This window comes from Nonomuraea longispora (genome assembly GCF_004348345.1).
Taxonomy (GTDB): Bacteria; Actinomycetota; Actinomycetes; order Streptosporangiales; family Streptosporangiaceae; genus Nonomuraea; species Nonomuraea longispora.
This window is the reverse complement of sequence record NZ_SMJZ01000076.1, coordinates 1-14,640: the sequence shown is the minus strand read 5'-3', so window position 1 is coordinate 14,640 and position 14,640 is coordinate 1. Positions and strand designations below refer to the sequence as shown.

Below are 14,640 nucleotides of genomic sequence, written 5' to 3'. Positions count from 1 at the left end.
CTAAGATACGGAAGCAGGCTCCGGTTTGTGAACCCCAGGAGGCGGACGTGGGCGACACCACCACCAGACGCGCCATGCGGGCCGACGCGCGGCGCAACCGCGACCGGCTGCTGGCCGAGGCGCGCACCGCCTTCCTGGACCACGGCACCGACGCCTCGCTGGAGGACATCGCCGCGCGGGCCGGAGTCGGGGTCGCCACCCTCTACCGGCACTTCCCCACGCGGGAGGCGCTGCTGGAAGAGCTGCTGCGCGAGCGGTTCGACGCCCTGACCGCCGGCGCCCAGGGGCTCGCCGGCCACCCGTCCCCCCGCGAGGCGCTGATCGCCTGGACGCTGGACTTCGTACAGACCACCACCGTCTACCGGGGGCTGACCGCGGCGGTGACGGCCACGCTGAACGACCCCTGCTCCGCCCTGCACGCCTCCTGCGAGGCGATGCGCGGCGCCGGGACGGCCCTGCTGACCCGCGCACAGGAAGCGGGCGAGGTACGCGGCGACATCACGCCACTCGAGTTCCTCGCCTTGGTCGCGGGCTCCTCATGGGCGCGCGAGCAGATGGCGGGCGACGACCTCCAGGGAGATCGCCTGCTCCTGCTGCTCTTCGAAGGGCTGGAACGCCCCGACGCCGGAGGCCGGCCGGGTCGCTAGTGCCGCGCCGGGGCGGCCGCCGGCTCCTGAGCCAGCACACTCAGCAGGTCGGCCGCATTTTCGGCCGGACTTCGCGACAGGTGCCGATGCCGACATGTCCGCCCATCCCCGCCTGAGCGCCTTCGGCTCGTACGCCGTTCGCCGACCAGATCTGACCGCTCGTCGTAAACGCGCACCCGGATCCGAATACGGCATACCGTATGTGTTACCCGTATCTTCGTGGCAATCAGTACGAGGTTCGCGAGTCCCACAGGTTTTCTGAGTCGTTCCCGTACCGTGGCGGCGCCCACGTGGAGCCGGTGGCTGGTGCCCCCCGCCGCGCTCTCCGTGCACCTGGCGATCGGTCAGGCGTACGCGTGGAGCGTGTTCAAACCTCCCCTCGAATCCTCGCTCGGTCTGTCGGGCACCCAGAGCGCACTGCCGTTCCAACTGGGCATCGTCATGCTCGGCCTGTCCGCGGCCTTCGGCGGCACCTTGGTCGAGCGCAACGGGCCGCGCTGGGCGATGTTCGTCTCGATGGCCTGCTTCTCCTCCGGGTTCCTGCTGTCCGCGCTGGGCGTGGCCACGGGCCAGTACTGGCTGGTGGTCCTCGGGTACGGGTTCGTGGGCGGGATCGGGCTCGGGATCGGCTACATCTCCCCGGTCTCCACGCTGATCAAATGGTTCCCCGACCGGCCCGGCATGGCCACCGGCATCGCGATCATGGGGTTCGGCGGGGGAGCGCTCATCGCCTCGCCGTGGTCGGCCCAGATGCTCGATTCCTTCGGCACCGGCACGGGCGGGATCGCCACGACGTTCGTCGTGCACGGCGTCGTCTACGCGGTCTTCATGTCCATGGGCGTGCTGCTGGTGCGCGTCCCCGCCGACGGGTGGGCGCCGAAGGGATGGCGGCCGAGCGAGGCGGCCACACGACGGCTCGTCACCACCGCCGACGTCTCCGCCCGCAACGCCATCCGCACCCCGCAGTTCTACCTGCTGTGGCTGGTGTTGTGCCTGAACGTCACCGCCGGGATCGGCATCCTGGAGAAGGCCGCGCCGATGATCGTCGACTTCTTCTCCGGCACCTCCATGCCCGTCGCGGCGGGGGCGGCGGCGGGCTTCGTCGCGCTGCTGTCGCTGGCGAACATGGCGGGGCGCTTCGGCTGGTCGTCGACCTCCGATCTGATCGGGCGCAAGAACATGTACCGCGTCTACCTGGGCGTGGGCGCGCTGCTCTATCTCGCGATCGCGCTGGCGGGCGACACCTCCAAGCCGCTGTTCATCATCTGCGCGCTCGGCATCCTGTCCTTCTACGGCGGCGGCTTCGCAACGGTCCCCGCGTACCTGAAGGACCTGTTCGGCACGTACGAGGTCGGGGCGATCCACGGCAGGCTGCTCACCGCCTGGTCGACCGCGGGCGTGCTCGGCCCGCTCATCATCAACGCGATCGCCGACGGGCAGGAGGCCGCGGGGCGGTCGGGTCCCGCCCTGTACACCACGTCCCTTTACATCATGATCGGCCTGCTCGCGGTCGGATTCGTCGCCAATGAGCTGATCCGTCCGGTGCACGAGAAGCACCACGAACGGCCACGGCAGGAGAACGTGGCAGGGAAGGGACAAACGGTATGACGGACAGCACGGAATCCGCGGACTCCACGGACACGACAAATCGCCGGACCGGGCTGATGGCGCTGGCATGGGCGTGGGTGGGGGTGCCGTTCGCGTACGGCGTCTACCAGCTGTTCCTCAAGCTCACCCAGCTCTTCTCCGGCTGAGTGATTGTCTTAGGCGATGTGCCTGATCCCGCTCGCCCTCATCTGCCAGGGCCCCCGCGAGCAGGACGTTCCGGCGCACTCCGCCGGGGAGCGGCCCGAGTCCGTGCCGGCCCGAGCCACGGCCCTGCCCGTGGTGCTGAGGCCGGCCGGATAGCCGGCCTCACGCCCGTCCGATGCGCAGGGGCAGCGTCCGCGGCCCGCGGACCTGCCCCGCCGCCCAGGTCACCGCCGCCGGGTCGGCCAGGGTGAACTCCGGGATCCGCTCCAGCCAGACCTCCAACGCGACCCGCAGCTCCATGCGCGCCAGGTGGGAGCCCACGCAGCGGTGGATCCCGAGCCCGAACGCCACATGCCGGTTGACCTCGCGGTCGATGACGACCTCGTCCGGGCGGTCGAAGTGGGCCGGGTCCCGGTTGGCCGCGGGGAAGGACAGCAGCACCCAGTCGTCGGCCTTCATGTCGGCCCCGCGCCAGTGCATGTCCTGCTTGACCAGGCGCGCCATCGTCACCGGCGCGTACGCCCGCAGGAACTCCTCCATCGCGGTCGGCAGCAGCTCCGGCTCGGCCACCAGGCGCTCCCTGTCGGCCGGCGTCTTCGCCAGGTGCCACAGGGACGCGCCGATCGCGCTCCACGTGGTGTCGATGCCGGCGATCAGCAGCAGGGCCATCGTGCCGGACACGTGCTGGGGCTGCAGCTTCTGGCCGTACAGCTCCGCGTCGATGAGGTAGGTGGTCAGGTCGTCGCGCGGGTGATCGAGGTGGTCGCGGATCTGCTCCAGCAGGTAGTCGAACAACTCCGACATGTGCGCCATGCGTTCGTCGGGCGGCAGGTTGACGCCTTCGAGGGAATGCTCGATGAACGTACGGAAGCGCGGCCCGTCCTCCGGCGGGAACCCCAGCATGTCGGCGATCACCCGCACCGGGATGTGCTGGGCGTACTCGCGGGCCGCGTCGACGTCCCGCCGGCCCTCCAGGGCGTCGATGAGCTCGTGGCAGTACGCCCGCGTGGCCGCCTCCCGCTTGGCGACCGCGCTCTTGGTGAAGGCCGGCAGCAGCAGCCTGCGCGCGTCACGGTGGAACGGCGGGTCGGACGAGATCGGGGGCACTCCGCCGACCGGCGCCAGGTCGAGCGGCGGCCGGTAGTTGCTCATGACGATCGCCCGCGAGGAGAAACGTTCGGTGTCGTAGGCGATCGCCGTGACGTCCTCATGCCGCGTCGGCAGCCAGCCGCCGCCGAACCGGTCGGTGTGCGCGATCGGGCAGCGCTGCCGCAGGTCGTCCTGGATGGGGTACGGGTCGGCGGCCCATTCCGGCTCAAGGTGGGAGAAGTCGCTCGCCCAGTCGGAGACGGGGCCGGTGACGACCTCGCTGCGGACGCCCTCCGGCTCCTCGCCCTGGCCGTCCCGGTAGTCCTGCGTGAAGCGCTCGTCAACGGCCATGTCAGGTCTCCTCATGCACGTCGATCGCCCTCTCGGGACAGTTGGCCACCGCCAGGCGCGCCGCCTGCTCCTCGCCCGGTGGTACGAGGCCGTGGCCCAGGACCTGCCCGTAACCCTCGTCGTCCTCGCCGAACAGCCCGGGGGCCAGGTCGTAGCAGCGGCCGTGCCCCTGGCACCGTTCGAAATCGATCTGCACTTTCACGGGGTTGACTCCCTCTCTGCGGTGATGCCGGCGGGGGCGAGCACGGTCACGACACGGGTGAGCAGGTCGGCCCACTCCTCGTCGGCGACCGCGTGCAGGTCCGGCGTGACCAGCGCGCTGCCCATCGCCAGCAGGAGGCAGAAGTGGGCCAGCGCCTCGGGCGACAGCGCGGGATCGAGCTCGCCGTCGTCCTGCGCCCCGCGTACCAGCCCGGAGATCTGGCCGGCGCGTTCGCCGAGGTAGTCGCGCATGGGCAGGGCGACGTCCTGGTCACGACGGGCCGCGACGAGCGCCTCGACGATGAGACGGCCGCGTACGTCGGGCCGGCGGGGCAGTTTGCGGCCGATGACGAGGAGCAACTCGGTGACCGGCCGGTCGGGGTCGGCGGCGAGCAACTCGGCGAGCATGCTGCGGCCGTGCGCGCGCAGGGCCGCGACGAGCAGCTCCGCCTTCGAGCCGAAGTGCGCGTAGAGCGCGCCGTTGCTCACCCCGGCGGCGGCGGCGATGTCGGCGACCCGGGTGCCGTCGTACCCGCGCTCGGCGAAGACGTCGGCGGCCGCGCGGAGCAGCCGCTCCCGCGTCTCGGCGGCCGTGACACCGGCTATGCGCCCCATGCACGAATTAAAAATCCGTTCATTTGATTCGTCAAGGGCACCTTGAGCGTGTGAGCGTTGTCTGACGGCCTTGAAGATGGCAGTACGTCACGCAAGTTGGCAGTGGATGTGGCAGCGGCCCATCGGAGATGGCAGTAGAGGCGCGTACGGAGAGGGGTTGGCCGGTGTCTGGCGCCGCTCAACTTGATAGTTCGGCACGGTTCTTGATAGTTGGCCTGATAGTGGGAGCTCAAGATGACAGTTGGCCTCCCTCGGCGTCTCGCGCTGGTTGCTGAGCCACGGGCTGGTGAGTCGTTCGCGTCGTGGGTTGATCGGATGGCGGTGCGGAACGGATGTCCGCTGTGGATGATCGCCGAGGCGTTAGGGCTGGATGTACGCACGTCCAGCGATGTCCGTTCACTGGCGTACGGGGTCGTTGCGACGCCGGAGAGGTGCAGGGCGATCGAGGCTGCCACAGGCGTGCGCGCTGAGATTGTGCGTGGGATGCACCTGGAGGTGTTTGACGGCTCGGCCGTGAACCTGTCAGGCGTCCGCATGGGAGATGCCGAGTCAGTTCGCCGGACAGAGGGCCGTGAGTGGGTGCAGTTCTTCGGCAGCCGGGCATGCCCGAAGTGTCTGGTGGCTTCGGACGGGGCATGGCCGCTCTAGTGGAAGCTGGGCTGGGCCGCGGTTTGTCCCACGCATCGGATGCTGCTGGTGGATCGCTGCCCGAGATGCTGCTTCCCTGAGCTGGAGATGTCGCCGAACCAGGCCTACAGCTTGATGGTGGCCCGCTACGGCTACATCGTTTGCCCACCGAGTTCGCACCACTACTGCAAACGGCTGCCGATCGAGTACCGGGTGATCCGCCCGGAGGGAGTTCAGCTCGACTACCTCATCTATGACGATCCGATCTTGGGCACCTATCGGCGGGCGATCTCGCCGGTCCCGGGCAAGGGCAGGAAGTGGCCGGTCCGCTACCACCCGGGTGATCCGAGCAGGGTGTTCATTTTCCTCGAAGGCGCCTGGCGGGTGCTGTTCTGGACGCATCTGCCGGATCCGGCCGTCCCGTTCACCTCGCGGATGGTCGAACAGGCCCGCAAGCTGCTCCTGGATGGCGGGTTGCGGAAGCCGAGTCAGCAGGACATCGCCGACGCCTTGGTGGATTTGCAACGCCGGATGGACGCTCCCGAGTCGGCGACCGCGCGCACCCGCCGCGAGCTGCTTCGGGCCCGGGAGGACGTGCGTGCTATCAAACGTGATCAAGCGCGCGCCCAGTTCCGTGAAGAGGAGCCGCCGCCGCTGAGCTTGGTGCCAACCGTTGAGGAGGAGCCTGCGGAGGCAGCGATAGTGGATCTTTGCGACCTGGAGGAGTTTGAGGTCTGGGACCCCGGCGCACCTGCGCGAGGCCCGGACAGCGCATGAACAAGCGTGTCGCGCAGCCACGCACCAAGGAGCAATGGCGCGAGTTCTGCGAGCGCCCGGCGCCGCCGCGACCGGAGCTGGTCAGCCGCCGCGAGTATGAAAGCTGGCTGGCCGGGCGTCAGATTCCATTCGATGAGCAGCGGCGATCCTGCAACGCCAATCCGCCGTTCATCAAGCACCCGCAGCTTCAGCGGGTGCTGGCCGCGTTGCAGCCGAAGCTGACCCAGGGCCAATACAGCCGGGACGGCACCTACCACAGCGCGATCATCAACGGGCCTGGGCACTGCGGCAAGACATCGTTGCTCAAGCTGATCGGCAAGGAGTGCGAGCTGGACTGGCACCGGCGCCATCCCGAGATGGCCCCCATGCCGAGCGCGTCACCGGCCGAGTTTCGCGGCGACTTCCTCGGCGACCGAGTGCCGGTGATCTATATCAGCGCCAGCACCGGCGCTACCGCGGGCATGCTGTCACAGGCCATCGGCAAGTTTCTACACGTCCCGAACCCCGGCCGCACAGCAACGAAGTGGACGCTGACCGACCCTGTGCTGGACGCGATGGAGGCATGTGGCACGGAGCTCCTGCTTCTGGACTTTACCGACCGCTACTAAGTGTGTTCTTGATGTCCGTTCGACTTGCGTTCTGCGACGTTCCGTGATCATTTACCGACTTAGTTCGGGACGTCCGTCTTGTTCGCAGGTATCGGTACGGAGGTCTTGTGGTTCGGCAGGTTGTGATTGGTCAGCTGAGGGTGCAGAAGCTGGCGAGGGGGAACGGGCGGCGGTCGTGGACGATCGTTTGGCCGGAGGGGGTGGTGCACCCGGAGGCGGACCGGTTCTTGCGCCGTTACGAGGGGTCGGGGACTCAGCGGACGTATGCGTATCTGCTGGTGGACCACCTGAGGTGGCTGGAGCGGGAGTGCCTGGAGTTCGACGCAGTGACGTTGCGGGATCTCGAGCGGTACATGGGGATCGTCGGCGCACAAGTGGCGATGCCGTTGGGTGAGCCGTGGCGGGTCGGGAAGCGTCCCTATGGCCGGGCTGCGCTCGGCACGGCGGCGGCTTGTCTTAAGGGCTTCTACATGCACCAGGCCGTACTCGGGGTTAACAGCGAGTTGGGCGGGAAGCTGAGCAAGGCGAGGCTGCCGACCAAGATGGACCGGTCACGGTCGTTCCTCGGGCATGTGAAGACCGAGATGTCGTCGAACCCGCTGGCGCCCCAGGGCCGGCATCGCCGTCATCCGAAGATGCTGCCGGACGGCGCTCGGGAACGGCTGTTGACCACGGTGAACAGTCTCCGTGACGCGCTGACGGTGACCTGGCTGGCAGACGGAGGCCTGCGGGTCGGCGAGCTCTGCGGGCTGCACCTGGTGGACCTGCACCTGCGGGACGGGGCGGGCTGCGGCGAGTGCCGGACCCCGCACGTTCACGTCTGTCATCGGCCCGGCAACCCCAATGGCGCGGAGGTCAAGACCAAGCATCCCTGGCGGATCGAGGACGGCACGGTGACAGGGGGACTGATCAAGCGGGTCAGCTCGGCGATGATCCACACCTACTTCGAGTACATGACCAGCGACGAATACCCGCGGACGGCGGGCGGGCACGGGATGCTGCTGGTCCAACTGCACGGCAAGAACCGGGGACAACCGTGGGCGACGGTCGGGGCCCGCCGGATGCTCGGCCGGGCCGGGCAGCGGGCCGGGTTGGGCACGGTGAAACCGCACGCCTTCCGGCACTCGTTCACGAATGCCGTTCTTGATGCTTCGGGTGGTGACCTGCTGATCACCCGCGACGCGGGCGGGTGGGCCTCCACCGCGGTGGTCGACGAGATCTACTCCCACGTCGACGTGCACGACGCCGCCTTCGACTCCGCGCTGCGCACCGTCTGGGGCGAGAGCCGATGACCGCAAGATCGCTGTTGCCGCTCTATACCGAGCAGCCAGACCGCGCCGGTCGCGACCGCTTGGAGATCCTTACCGCTCTGATCACGAGCCCGACCTTCGACCCGATCTACCGGACCGACATCATCAAGATCCCGCTCGGTCATCCCGTCTACCGGTGGGAATGCGTCGTCGAGGACTGCGAGCGGGCCCGCACAAGCGGCACGGAGGTGTGCTCGATCCACCGGATCGAGTGGGTGGAGGCACGCGCCCGGGGCATGGGCAAGGCCGAGTTCCTGACCGCGGCGGAGCCGCTGGGTCCGGTGGAGCGGTCGACGGGCGAGCCCTGCCGGATCTGCCCGGGCCGCCCCGCGATCCCGCACGGGGCTTTGCGGCTATGCCGCCGCCACCACTACTCGTGGACGTACTACTTCTCGCTGCACGACTCCTCCCTTGACCTCGAGACATGGGTCGCCGACCAGGAGCCCTGCGAGGGATACGGACGTTGCCAGGTTAGGGTCTGCCCTGGCCTGGCGGAGTCCCCGCTGGGTTTGTGCTCTTGGCATCGCGCCCGCTACAAACGACGCGGCCGGCCTGGAGGCGCCGCGCTGCCATCCAGTTGGTGGCAGTCCTACGAGAACCTGGACCTGCCCGTCCCTGTGTTCTATAGCGACGAGGCGGCGTTCCGCGCATGGTGCGCGAGCACGGACCCCATGCCGCGGCCCGGGCAGATCAACCTCCTCGGGCTACGGCCGCTGCTGCGGGCGGAGATCAAGTGGACGTTGTTCGCCCACACCCAGCACGATCGGCACAGCCGCTGGGATCTGGACTGGATTCAGCGGATGGCCAACCGGGCGCGGGAACGCGACGCAGGATCGCTCACCGATCTGGACCTGGCCGACTTCCCCCGGTTCCACGGGGCGATCGTCAAGACGATGCTCCATCATCTGCGGCTGATCTACTTCACGCCGATGGAGACGAGGGAGGCGGGCTTCATCGAGACCGACCACTTCGGGATCCGGTTCCCCTTCTCCGCCAGCCACGTCGACCTGACCGCGATCTCACAGCGATGGCTACGTGACCTGGCCTGGGACTACCTCGCCAGCCTGTTCAGCTCGCCGCGCTGCCCGCGCACCAGGGTGCCGGTCGACCAAGTTCGCCGGGCGGCCACCGAACTGAGCGCCTTCCTCGAAATCGAGGCTCCCGACGCCGGTCACGACCCGAGAAGGCTGACCATCGAGCACGCACAGCGGTTCATCGCCGACCAACGGCGTCGGGAAGGCGAAGGGCTGCCGTCACTGGCGATGAAGGGCTCGGACGGCAAGCCCTCCATCGTGAGCTCCAACACCAGATCCGTGGTCGCCAACGGCATCCGCAAGCTGCTGCGCGACGCCCTGGAGGACGGATCAACCGACCGGCTCGGCCTGGACCGCGAGTTCATCACCGCGATGCCGGCCGCGGGAGGCGCGCCAATGCGAGCCCGCCGCCCGTTCCCCGACGAGGTCGCCCGCGCCCTGGCCGACGAGACCAACCTCGCCATGCTGGCCGAGACCTTCGACAGCGAGGACCGGGGCCTGCGTGATGTCTGGGAGACGATCGTCATCACCGGCCGGCGCGTCAACGAGGTTCTGCGGCTCCGCTGGGACTGCATCGGCCGCTACGGCGGCCTGGCCATGTTCTGGCACGACCAGTCGAAGGTCGGCAACTACGACGCCGCGATCCGCATCCCCGAACGTCTCTACGACGTCCTGGCCGCACGGCAACGCAAGACCCTGGACCGGTTCACCGCCCAGCACGGCCGCCGCCCCAGCGGTGAGGAACGCGCCGGGCTCGCACTGTTCTTCAGCAGTCACCGCAACCGCGACGGCAAGACCTCACTGTCCTACCAGTGGTTCCACCGCTACTTCCGACAGTGGCTGGACGGCCTGGACCTCGGGCACTTCGTCCCGCACCAGGCCAGGCACACCCTGGCCACCAACCTGCTCCGCCATGGCGCGAGCCTGACCCACATCCGCAGGTATCTGGGCCAGGTTTCCGAGCGAATGGCGGAACATTATGTCCATTTGTCCCATTCCGATCTGGAGAACGTGCTCCAGCACGTCTGGGTTGCCGGGCCCGGCACCGCCAGCCCCGGAGAACTTCTCGGGGGCGAGGCGGCCGCGCCTCTCACCCGAGAAGAGGCGCAGGCCATCGCGGTCGACCTCGCCAGGCGCAGCACCCCAGCCGAAGGCGGGTTCTGCACCTTCCAGCCCGTCGTGGACGGCGGCGCCTGCCCCTGGAAGCTGGACTGCCATAACTGCGACAAGTTCGTCCTCTCCGGCGCCGACCTCCTCTACTGGCGCCGCAAACGCGAGCAATGGCGGCTGCTCGCCGAAGGCGCGCCCGACGACGCCACCGCCACCTACCTGCACGCCTACTTCGAACCCACCGCACGCGCCATCGACGGCCTGGAGAAGGCCCTGGCCGGGCTCGGGCTCCTCGACGACGCCCTCGCCCTGGATTTGCGCAAGCCTCAGGACTACTTCCAGCGCGTCTGGAGCACCGCGTTCCTGGCCTCTGACCTCGCCGCCGCCGGCGACCTCGTCGAGGTGGACTCATGAGCACGACCTCCGGCACTCCGCAGACAGCCGCCGCACTCGCAGCGCGCCGAGCGAGCACCCAGGCCGCACTCCAACGCGTTCAGGACGTCCTGGCCCAGATGAAGCGGGAAAGGGCACAGGTCACAGTCGCTGCGGTCGCCCGGCGAGCCGGAGTCTCCCGCACCTTCCTCTATGACAACCCACAGGCCAAAGCCGCCATCGCCGACGCCGCAACACGCAACGGGACTCGGCAGGCCCAGCGCGACGCCTCCCACGAGGCTGCGCTGGAAGCGACCTGGCGGGAACGTGCACTCAACGCCGAGGACGCGCTGAAGGCCGCCCACGCCGAGATCCTGCTCCAACGATCCCGAATCGGCGAGCTCATGGGGCAGGTCCGAGACCTGCAGGCCGAATGGACCGAAGAGACGATCCAGCGCATCACCTCGGAGAACACCACACTCAAACAGCGAGTACGGCAGCTCACCACCGACAACCGAACCCTGGACGAGCGCCTCAAAGCCGCACGCTCGAACCTCCGATTCCAAGACCGCCGCGTCGCCGACCTCGAAGCCCAACTGATCGACCCCACCCTCGGATCGTCGCAGCGGCCGTCCTCATCAACAACGCCGACGCCTTCAACCTGACCCCCTACCCCAGCGCGGCGGCCGACCACTCCGGTGGTCGGCCGCCGCGCCCGGCGCTGACCTCAACGCTGGCGGCTACCGATGGACGAACCTCGGCGCGCCGTCACAGCCCAACGACGCCGCCCGCCTCGCCGACGTCCAGGCCGCGGACGCCATCTACCCGGCCGCGGACGGCAGCCTGCGCCGCCTCACCAGCACCGGCGACGAGCTACGGTTCAGCGGCGCCACCAGGAGCACCCTGGCGGCCGACTTCGAGTACACCAACGTCGGGTTCTGGGAGCCGATGCCGATCTCGGTTCCGGTGCAGCCAGGGCTGCACCAGATCACCCTGTTCACGAAAGTGGAGGCAGCCCCATTCAACGCCACCGATTTCCGGCTCCGCGGCCCCGCGCCCGCCGTCTTTGGCTTCATGGATCTTCTGTCCATCATGGACGGGCAACCGTGGTGGCGGCGGGGCTGGAGTGCTTCCTACAGTTCCCCACGGAACTGGAGGCCGCACGGCAGGCGCAGAAAGGACGGTTTCACTCAGCTGGCGGGCTTGTGGACAGCGGTGGCGTCCGCGGAGCAGGAACCTGTTTGAAGGCGTTCGAGACCCCGGGCATGCTTTTCGCCCTTGCAATCACTGGACTGTAGTCCGCGTCGGGTTCCATGATGACAAGAAACGACTCGTGCATGTCCTTGGTCTCTACGTCCGTCATTTGAGGAACGGATTTGCGGAATCTGGCGAGTGCGCCGGCCTGGTCCTCGAAGGTGACGCTCTCGACACCCGGTAGTTCGTTCAGCATCCGGTCGATGTCCGCCTTTTGCTGTTCGGTGGCCGCCGTACCGCCGCCTGCCGGGGTGTCCCTGCTGCCCGTGCTGCCTCCGCACGCGGCCTCGATGTCGTCGTGCTTGCACAGAAAGACCCTGATTCCCAGCTCTTTCGTGCTCATCAGAGCGAACTGTTGCAGGCTCGACGCTCTGATGTCGTGATCCGTTGCGGCACTGTGATCCGGCGACGGGGCAGCCCTGGGCGCCAGTGCGACCGCGGCCACGATGCCGGCGAGGGCGACAGGTGCGGCCACGGCCACAAGCCGCAACCGGAGGGAGAAGCCGCGACGGCGACGGGTGGCGAAGGCGCGCGCGAGGTCGGTTTCGCGGCGGCGCTGGTAGGCGTCGTCGGTGTTGGGGCGCAAGGAGGTGATCAGGCCGTTGAGGTCGTTCATGACTGCTCCAGGAACGTGGGCTGGGTGAGGTTGAGCGCGTAGGCGAGACGGCGTCGGGCGCGGTGCAGCCGTACGTTGAAGGTGCGAGCCGAGCAACCGGCGATCTTCGCGGCCTCGGCCGGGGTGAGCCCGTACCAGCTGGCCAGCAGCACGGCCTCGGCATCGAGCTCGGATAGCTCCGCAAGCGCTGTCAGCGCCGCCTGCCGCTCGGCCACCTGCTCGGCCACGTCGTCAGCAGGGGCAAGTTCGGCGAGCCGCGCGACCAGGTTGTGCCTGCGCGCAGTGGTGCGGCGTTGCGTCCGTACCAAGTTGCGAGCCACGCCGAGCAGCCACGGCAGCGGCGGCTCCGGTAGGCGGCCGAGTTTTCGCCACGCGATCACAAAGGTCTCGCTGGCAATGTCCTCGGCCGTCTCCTGATCGGCTCGCAGCAGCACGTAGCTGAGCACGCTGCGGTAGTGCTGCTCATACAGCGCGGTGAGTCGCGCTTTTGAATCGTCCACGCCTGGTAATGACCTCAACAGCCCCTTGATTACCTGTCCAGGGAGAAATGATCTCTAGGATCCCCTTCCACCGTTCTTGGTATGTGTGATCTCAGCGGTGAAACTGGCCAGGCACACGTCCTCCGACACGTGATAAGCCCCCGAGATCACAGTGGTGATGACGCATGAATGAGGACTTTCACCACAAGCTTTGATCTTCCGTCGCGAACATGTAAGCTATGCATCACCGCAGGTCGAAGGCCACATATGGACTCCCGCGGTCGGTAAACTGGACGACCTCCACATGCTGGACAAGATCCGCGACGGCGGCCAAGAGACCAACGACCACATCAAGAACCTCGCCAACCACGCGGCGGTCACCATCATCGGCGCCGGGATCCTGTTAGAGCGGGGCAATCTGTTCACCGACGGAGCGCCGCCACGCACCCGCCCGGGCAAGGCGGGCAGCGCCCCGCCTGGGCACGAGCGCGGCCGGGCCGGCCAGTTCGGCTCCCGCTTCGCCGACTTGCAGCACCTGGCCCCGTTCTCGATCACCACCCGTGAGCAGCAGCGCACCTGGATGGCACTGGTGCGTCACTTCGACAACAACCTGATCCTGCTCGATCACCAGCCCAACAATCTGACCCTGCAACACTGGCGTTACCTGCATGAACGCACCTCCGGCTACATCGGCGCGCTGGCCATGCTGTTCAAGGAAGCCGCTCACATGGCGATGGACACCGGCGTCGAAGCGCTCACCCGCGACATCCTCGACAGCGTGGTGCTCGGCCACGACGACGAGGTCGACTACGCCAAAACCAAAGCCCGCCGCCAAGCTGCCGCACGGCGCCGCACCAAGAAGGCCCCGCCCGCTTCCGGCCAGGACGCGGGCACCGGATGATCCGGCACCACCTCGACCTCGAGGAACGGCAACCGGACCGGCCGCCGCCGCGCCGGCTGGCCCTGGTGCCACCACCTGCGGACGGCGAGGCCTTCCACTCCTGGTTCTTCCGCCTGGTCGAAGCGCACCACAGCCACCGTGACACCATCGCGTCCCTGCTTGGCCTTCCTCCCTACACCCCGCAGCGCTTCACCCTCGGCGACGACTTTCTCACCATCTTCGACGGCGAGTACGTCTTCGAGAATGTGCGTGATGCCACTGGGCTGCGCGCCCGCGCCATGATGCGCATGGCGCTGTTCGGTCAGGGCGGCCAGTTCATCACCTACAGCTGGACCGGCACCACCAGCACCCGGGCTTGGCCCTGGCGCGCCGACACCGCGGCCATCTGCCCCCGCTGCCTGGCCGGACCCGACCCGATCTGGCGCGGCCGCGTCCAAGATCGTGGTGTTTGAGAATGAAGCCACTCTGCGATCTGATGCTATTTAAGCAGCAATAGCATCTGTTGTCACATTTGTGTCGTTATCATCTTCATCATCCTTTTCCGTGGCGGCTTTGCGGCACTCGGCCAGCACTTCCAGTCCGAGATAACGCCGCCCCTCGGTCCACTCGTCGTGCTGCTCGGCCAGCACCGCCCCGACCAACCGGACGATCGCATCGCGATGCGGGAAGATCCCGACCACGTCGGTGCGGCGGCGGATCTCCTTGTTCAGCCTCTCCTGCGGGTTATTGGACCAGATCTGCCGCCACACGCTCTTGGGGTAGGCGGCGAATGCGCTTCCCCTCGTAACGTGGAGACCGAACCAAGAGAGGTTTGGTCGTGGCAGGAACCACGAGGCGGCGCTTTGATCCGGAGTTCCGGGCTGGCGCGGTGCGTATCGTCAAGGAGACCGGCAAACC

17 protein-coding genes and 1 pseudogene are annotated in these 14,640 nt (G+C 67.9%); 11 read left to right on the top strand and 7 right to left on the bottom strand.

Annotated elements, in window-relative coordinates:
• Positions 1-47 precede the first annotated feature (47 nt).
• From E1267_RS20660 to E1267_RS44470, 3 genes are all read left to right on the top strand, one after another.
• A complete protein-coding gene (locus E1267_RS20660) occupies positions 48-647 on the top strand; it encodes a TetR/AcrR family transcriptional regulator (protein ID WP_246064080.1) in 600 nt (199 codons plus the stop codon).
• Positions 648-866: 219 nt separating this feature from the next.
• The gene (locus E1267_RS20655; protein WP_246064079.1) at positions 867-2,255 is read left to right on the top strand and encodes an L-lactate MFS transporter; all 1,389 of its coding nucleotides are present in this window, start codon (positions 867-869) and stop codon (positions 2,253-2,255) included.
• Positions 2,252-2,401, top strand: a complete 150-nt coding sequence (locus tag E1267_RS44470; RefSeq protein ID WP_165959706.1) for an MFS transporter small subunit — start codon at positions 2,252-2,254, stop codon at positions 2,399-2,401. The genes E1267_RS20655 and E1267_RS44470 overlap by 4 nt, the downstream gene beginning before the upstream one ends.
• 160 nt (positions 2,402-2,561) lie before the next feature.
• Here E1267_RS44470 and E1267_RS20650 read toward each other — a convergent pair whose 3' ends face one another.
• The 3 genes from E1267_RS20650 to E1267_RS20640 are packed head-to-tail and all read right to left on the bottom strand — an operon-like array spanning position 2,562 to position 4,655.
• Positions 2,562-3,839: a cytochrome P450 gene (locus E1267_RS20650; protein ID WP_132334230.1), complete on the bottom strand. Its 1,278-nt coding sequence runs from the start codon at positions 3,837-3,839 to the stop codon at positions 2,562-2,564.
• 1 nt (position 3,840) lies between these two features.
• On the bottom strand, positions 3,841-4,041 hold the full coding sequence (locus E1267_RS20645; RefSeq protein ID WP_132334229.1) for a ferredoxin: 201 nt from the start codon (positions 4,039-4,041) through the stop codon (positions 3,841-3,843).
• Complete coding sequence (locus E1267_RS20640; RefSeq protein ID WP_132334228.1) at positions 4,038-4,655, bottom strand: TetR/AcrR family transcriptional regulator; 618 nt, start codon at positions 4,653-4,655, stop codon at positions 4,038-4,040. Before E1267_RS20640 ends, E1267_RS20645 begins: the two co-directional genes overlap by 4 nt.
• Before the next feature lie 234 nt (positions 4,656-4,889).
• Here E1267_RS20640 and E1267_RS47940 point away from each other — a divergent pair, with 234 nt between their 5' ends.
• From E1267_RS47940 to E1267_RS20610, 6 genes are all read left to right on the top strand, one after another.
• Complete coding sequence (locus tag E1267_RS47940) at positions 4,890-5,303, top strand: TniQ family protein (RefSeq protein WP_132334227.1); 414 nt, start codon at positions 4,890-4,892, stop codon at positions 5,301-5,303.
• Positions 5,304-5,342: 39 nt separating this feature from the next.
• Positions 5,343-6,059, top strand: a complete 717-nt coding sequence (locus E1267_RS20630; RefSeq protein WP_132334226.1) for a Mu transposase C-terminal domain-containing protein — start codon at positions 5,343-5,345, stop codon at positions 6,057-6,059.
• On the top strand, positions 6,056-6,667 hold the full coding sequence (locus E1267_RS20625) for a TniB family NTP-binding protein (protein ID WP_132334225.1): 612 nt from the start codon (positions 6,056-6,058) through the stop codon (positions 6,665-6,667). Before E1267_RS20630 ends, E1267_RS20625 begins: the two co-directional genes overlap by 4 nt.
• A 278-nt stretch (positions 6,668-6,945) precedes the next feature.
• Entirely contained in the window at positions 6,946-7,959 is a 1,014-nt protein-coding gene (locus E1267_RS20620) for a tyrosine-type recombinase/integrase (protein WP_220449587.1), read from the top strand.
• Positions 7,956-10,535: a tyrosine-type recombinase/integrase gene (locus E1267_RS20615; RefSeq protein ID WP_132334223.1), complete on the top strand. Its 2,580-nt coding sequence runs from the start codon at positions 7,956-7,958 to the stop codon at positions 10,533-10,535. Before E1267_RS20620 ends, E1267_RS20615 begins: the two co-directional genes overlap by 4 nt.
• Complete coding sequence (locus tag E1267_RS20610) at positions 10,532-11,158, top strand: DUF6262 family protein (RefSeq protein ID WP_132334222.1); 627 nt, start codon at positions 10,532-10,534, stop codon at positions 11,156-11,158. Before E1267_RS20615 ends, E1267_RS20610 begins: the two co-directional genes overlap by 4 nt.
• A gap of 156 nt (positions 11,159-11,314) precedes the next feature.
• On the opposite strand, the gene E1267_RS20605 is transcribed toward E1267_RS20610, so the two are convergent.
• From E1267_RS20605 to E1267_RS20595, 3 genes are all read right to left on the bottom strand, one after another.
• Positions 11,315-11,494: a hypothetical protein gene (locus E1267_RS20605; protein WP_132334221.1), complete on the bottom strand. Its 180-nt coding sequence runs from the start codon at positions 11,492-11,494 to the stop codon at positions 11,315-11,317.
• A gap of 185 nt (positions 11,495-11,679) precedes the next feature.
• Positions 11,680-12,363 (bottom strand): permease-like cell division protein FtsX, encoded by a 684-nt coding sequence (locus E1267_RS20600; RefSeq protein ID WP_132334220.1) that lies wholly within the window; start codon positions 12,361-12,363, stop codon positions 11,680-11,682.
• Complete coding sequence (locus E1267_RS20595; protein WP_165959705.1) at positions 12,360-12,863, bottom strand: RNA polymerase sigma factor; 504 nt, start codon at positions 12,861-12,863, stop codon at positions 12,360-12,362. The genes E1267_RS20600 and E1267_RS20595 overlap by 4 nt, the downstream gene beginning before the upstream one ends.
• 283 nt (positions 12,864-13,146) lie before the next feature.
• On the opposite strand from E1267_RS20595, the gene E1267_RS20590 reads away from it, so the two are divergent.
• Both E1267_RS20590 and E1267_RS20585 read left to right on the top strand, forming a co-directional pair.
• Positions 13,147-13,743: a hypothetical protein gene (locus E1267_RS20590; RefSeq protein ID WP_132334218.1), complete on the top strand. Its 597-nt coding sequence runs from the start codon at positions 13,147-13,149 to the stop codon at positions 13,741-13,743.
• Positions 13,740-14,195: a TniQ family protein gene (locus E1267_RS20585; RefSeq protein WP_132334217.1), complete on the top strand. Its 456-nt coding sequence runs from the start codon at positions 13,740-13,742 to the stop codon at positions 14,193-14,195. The genes E1267_RS20590 and E1267_RS20585 overlap by 4 nt, the downstream gene beginning before the upstream one ends.
• Positions 14,196-14,225: 30 nt before the next feature.
• Here E1267_RS20585 and E1267_RS20580 read toward each other — a convergent pair.
• Positions 14,226-14,516, bottom strand: a pseudogene (locus tag E1267_RS20580) (transposase); the annotation flags it as partial.
• Positions 14,517-14,640 lie beyond the last annotated feature (124 nt).

Coding starts and splice junctions, on each gene's coding strand:
- E1267_RS44470 (WP_165959706.1), top strand. CDS start 2,252: ATGACGGACAGCACGGAATCCGCGGACTCCACGGACACGACAAATCGC.
- E1267_RS20650 (WP_132334230.1), bottom strand. CDS start 3,839: ATGGCCGTTGACGAGCGCTTCACGCAGGACTACCGGGACGGCCAGGGC.
- E1267_RS20640 (WP_132334228.1), bottom strand. CDS start 4,655: ATGGGGCGCATAGCCGGTGTCACGGCCGCCGAGACGCGGGAGCGGCTG.
- E1267_RS47940 (WP_132334227.1), top strand. CDS start 4,890: ATGACAGTTGGCCTCCCTCGGCGTCTCGCGCTGGTTGCTGAGCCACGG.
- E1267_RS20630 (WP_132334226.1), top strand. CDS start 5,343: ATGCTGCTGGTGGATCGCTGCCCGAGATGCTGCTTCCCTGAGCTGGAG.
- E1267_RS20625 (WP_132334225.1), top strand. CDS start 6,056: ATGAACAAGCGTGTCGCGCAGCCACGCACCAAGGAGCAATGGCGCGAG.
- E1267_RS20615 (WP_132334223.1), top strand. CDS start 7,956: ATGACCGCAAGATCGCTGTTGCCGCTCTATACCGAGCAGCCAGACCGC.
- E1267_RS20610 (WP_132334222.1), top strand. CDS start 10,532: ATGAGCACGACCTCCGGCACTCCGCAGACAGCCGCCGCACTCGCAGCG.
- E1267_RS20600 (WP_132334220.1), bottom strand. CDS start 12,363: ATGAACGACCTCAACGGCCTGATCACCTCCTTGCGCCCCAACACCGAC.
- E1267_RS20590 (WP_132334218.1), top strand. CDS start 13,147: ATGCTGGACAAGATCCGCGACGGCGGCCAAGAGACCAACGACCACATC.
- E1267_RS20585 (WP_132334217.1), top strand. CDS start 13,740: ATGATCCGGCACCACCTCGACCTCGAGGAACGGCAACCGGACCGGCCG.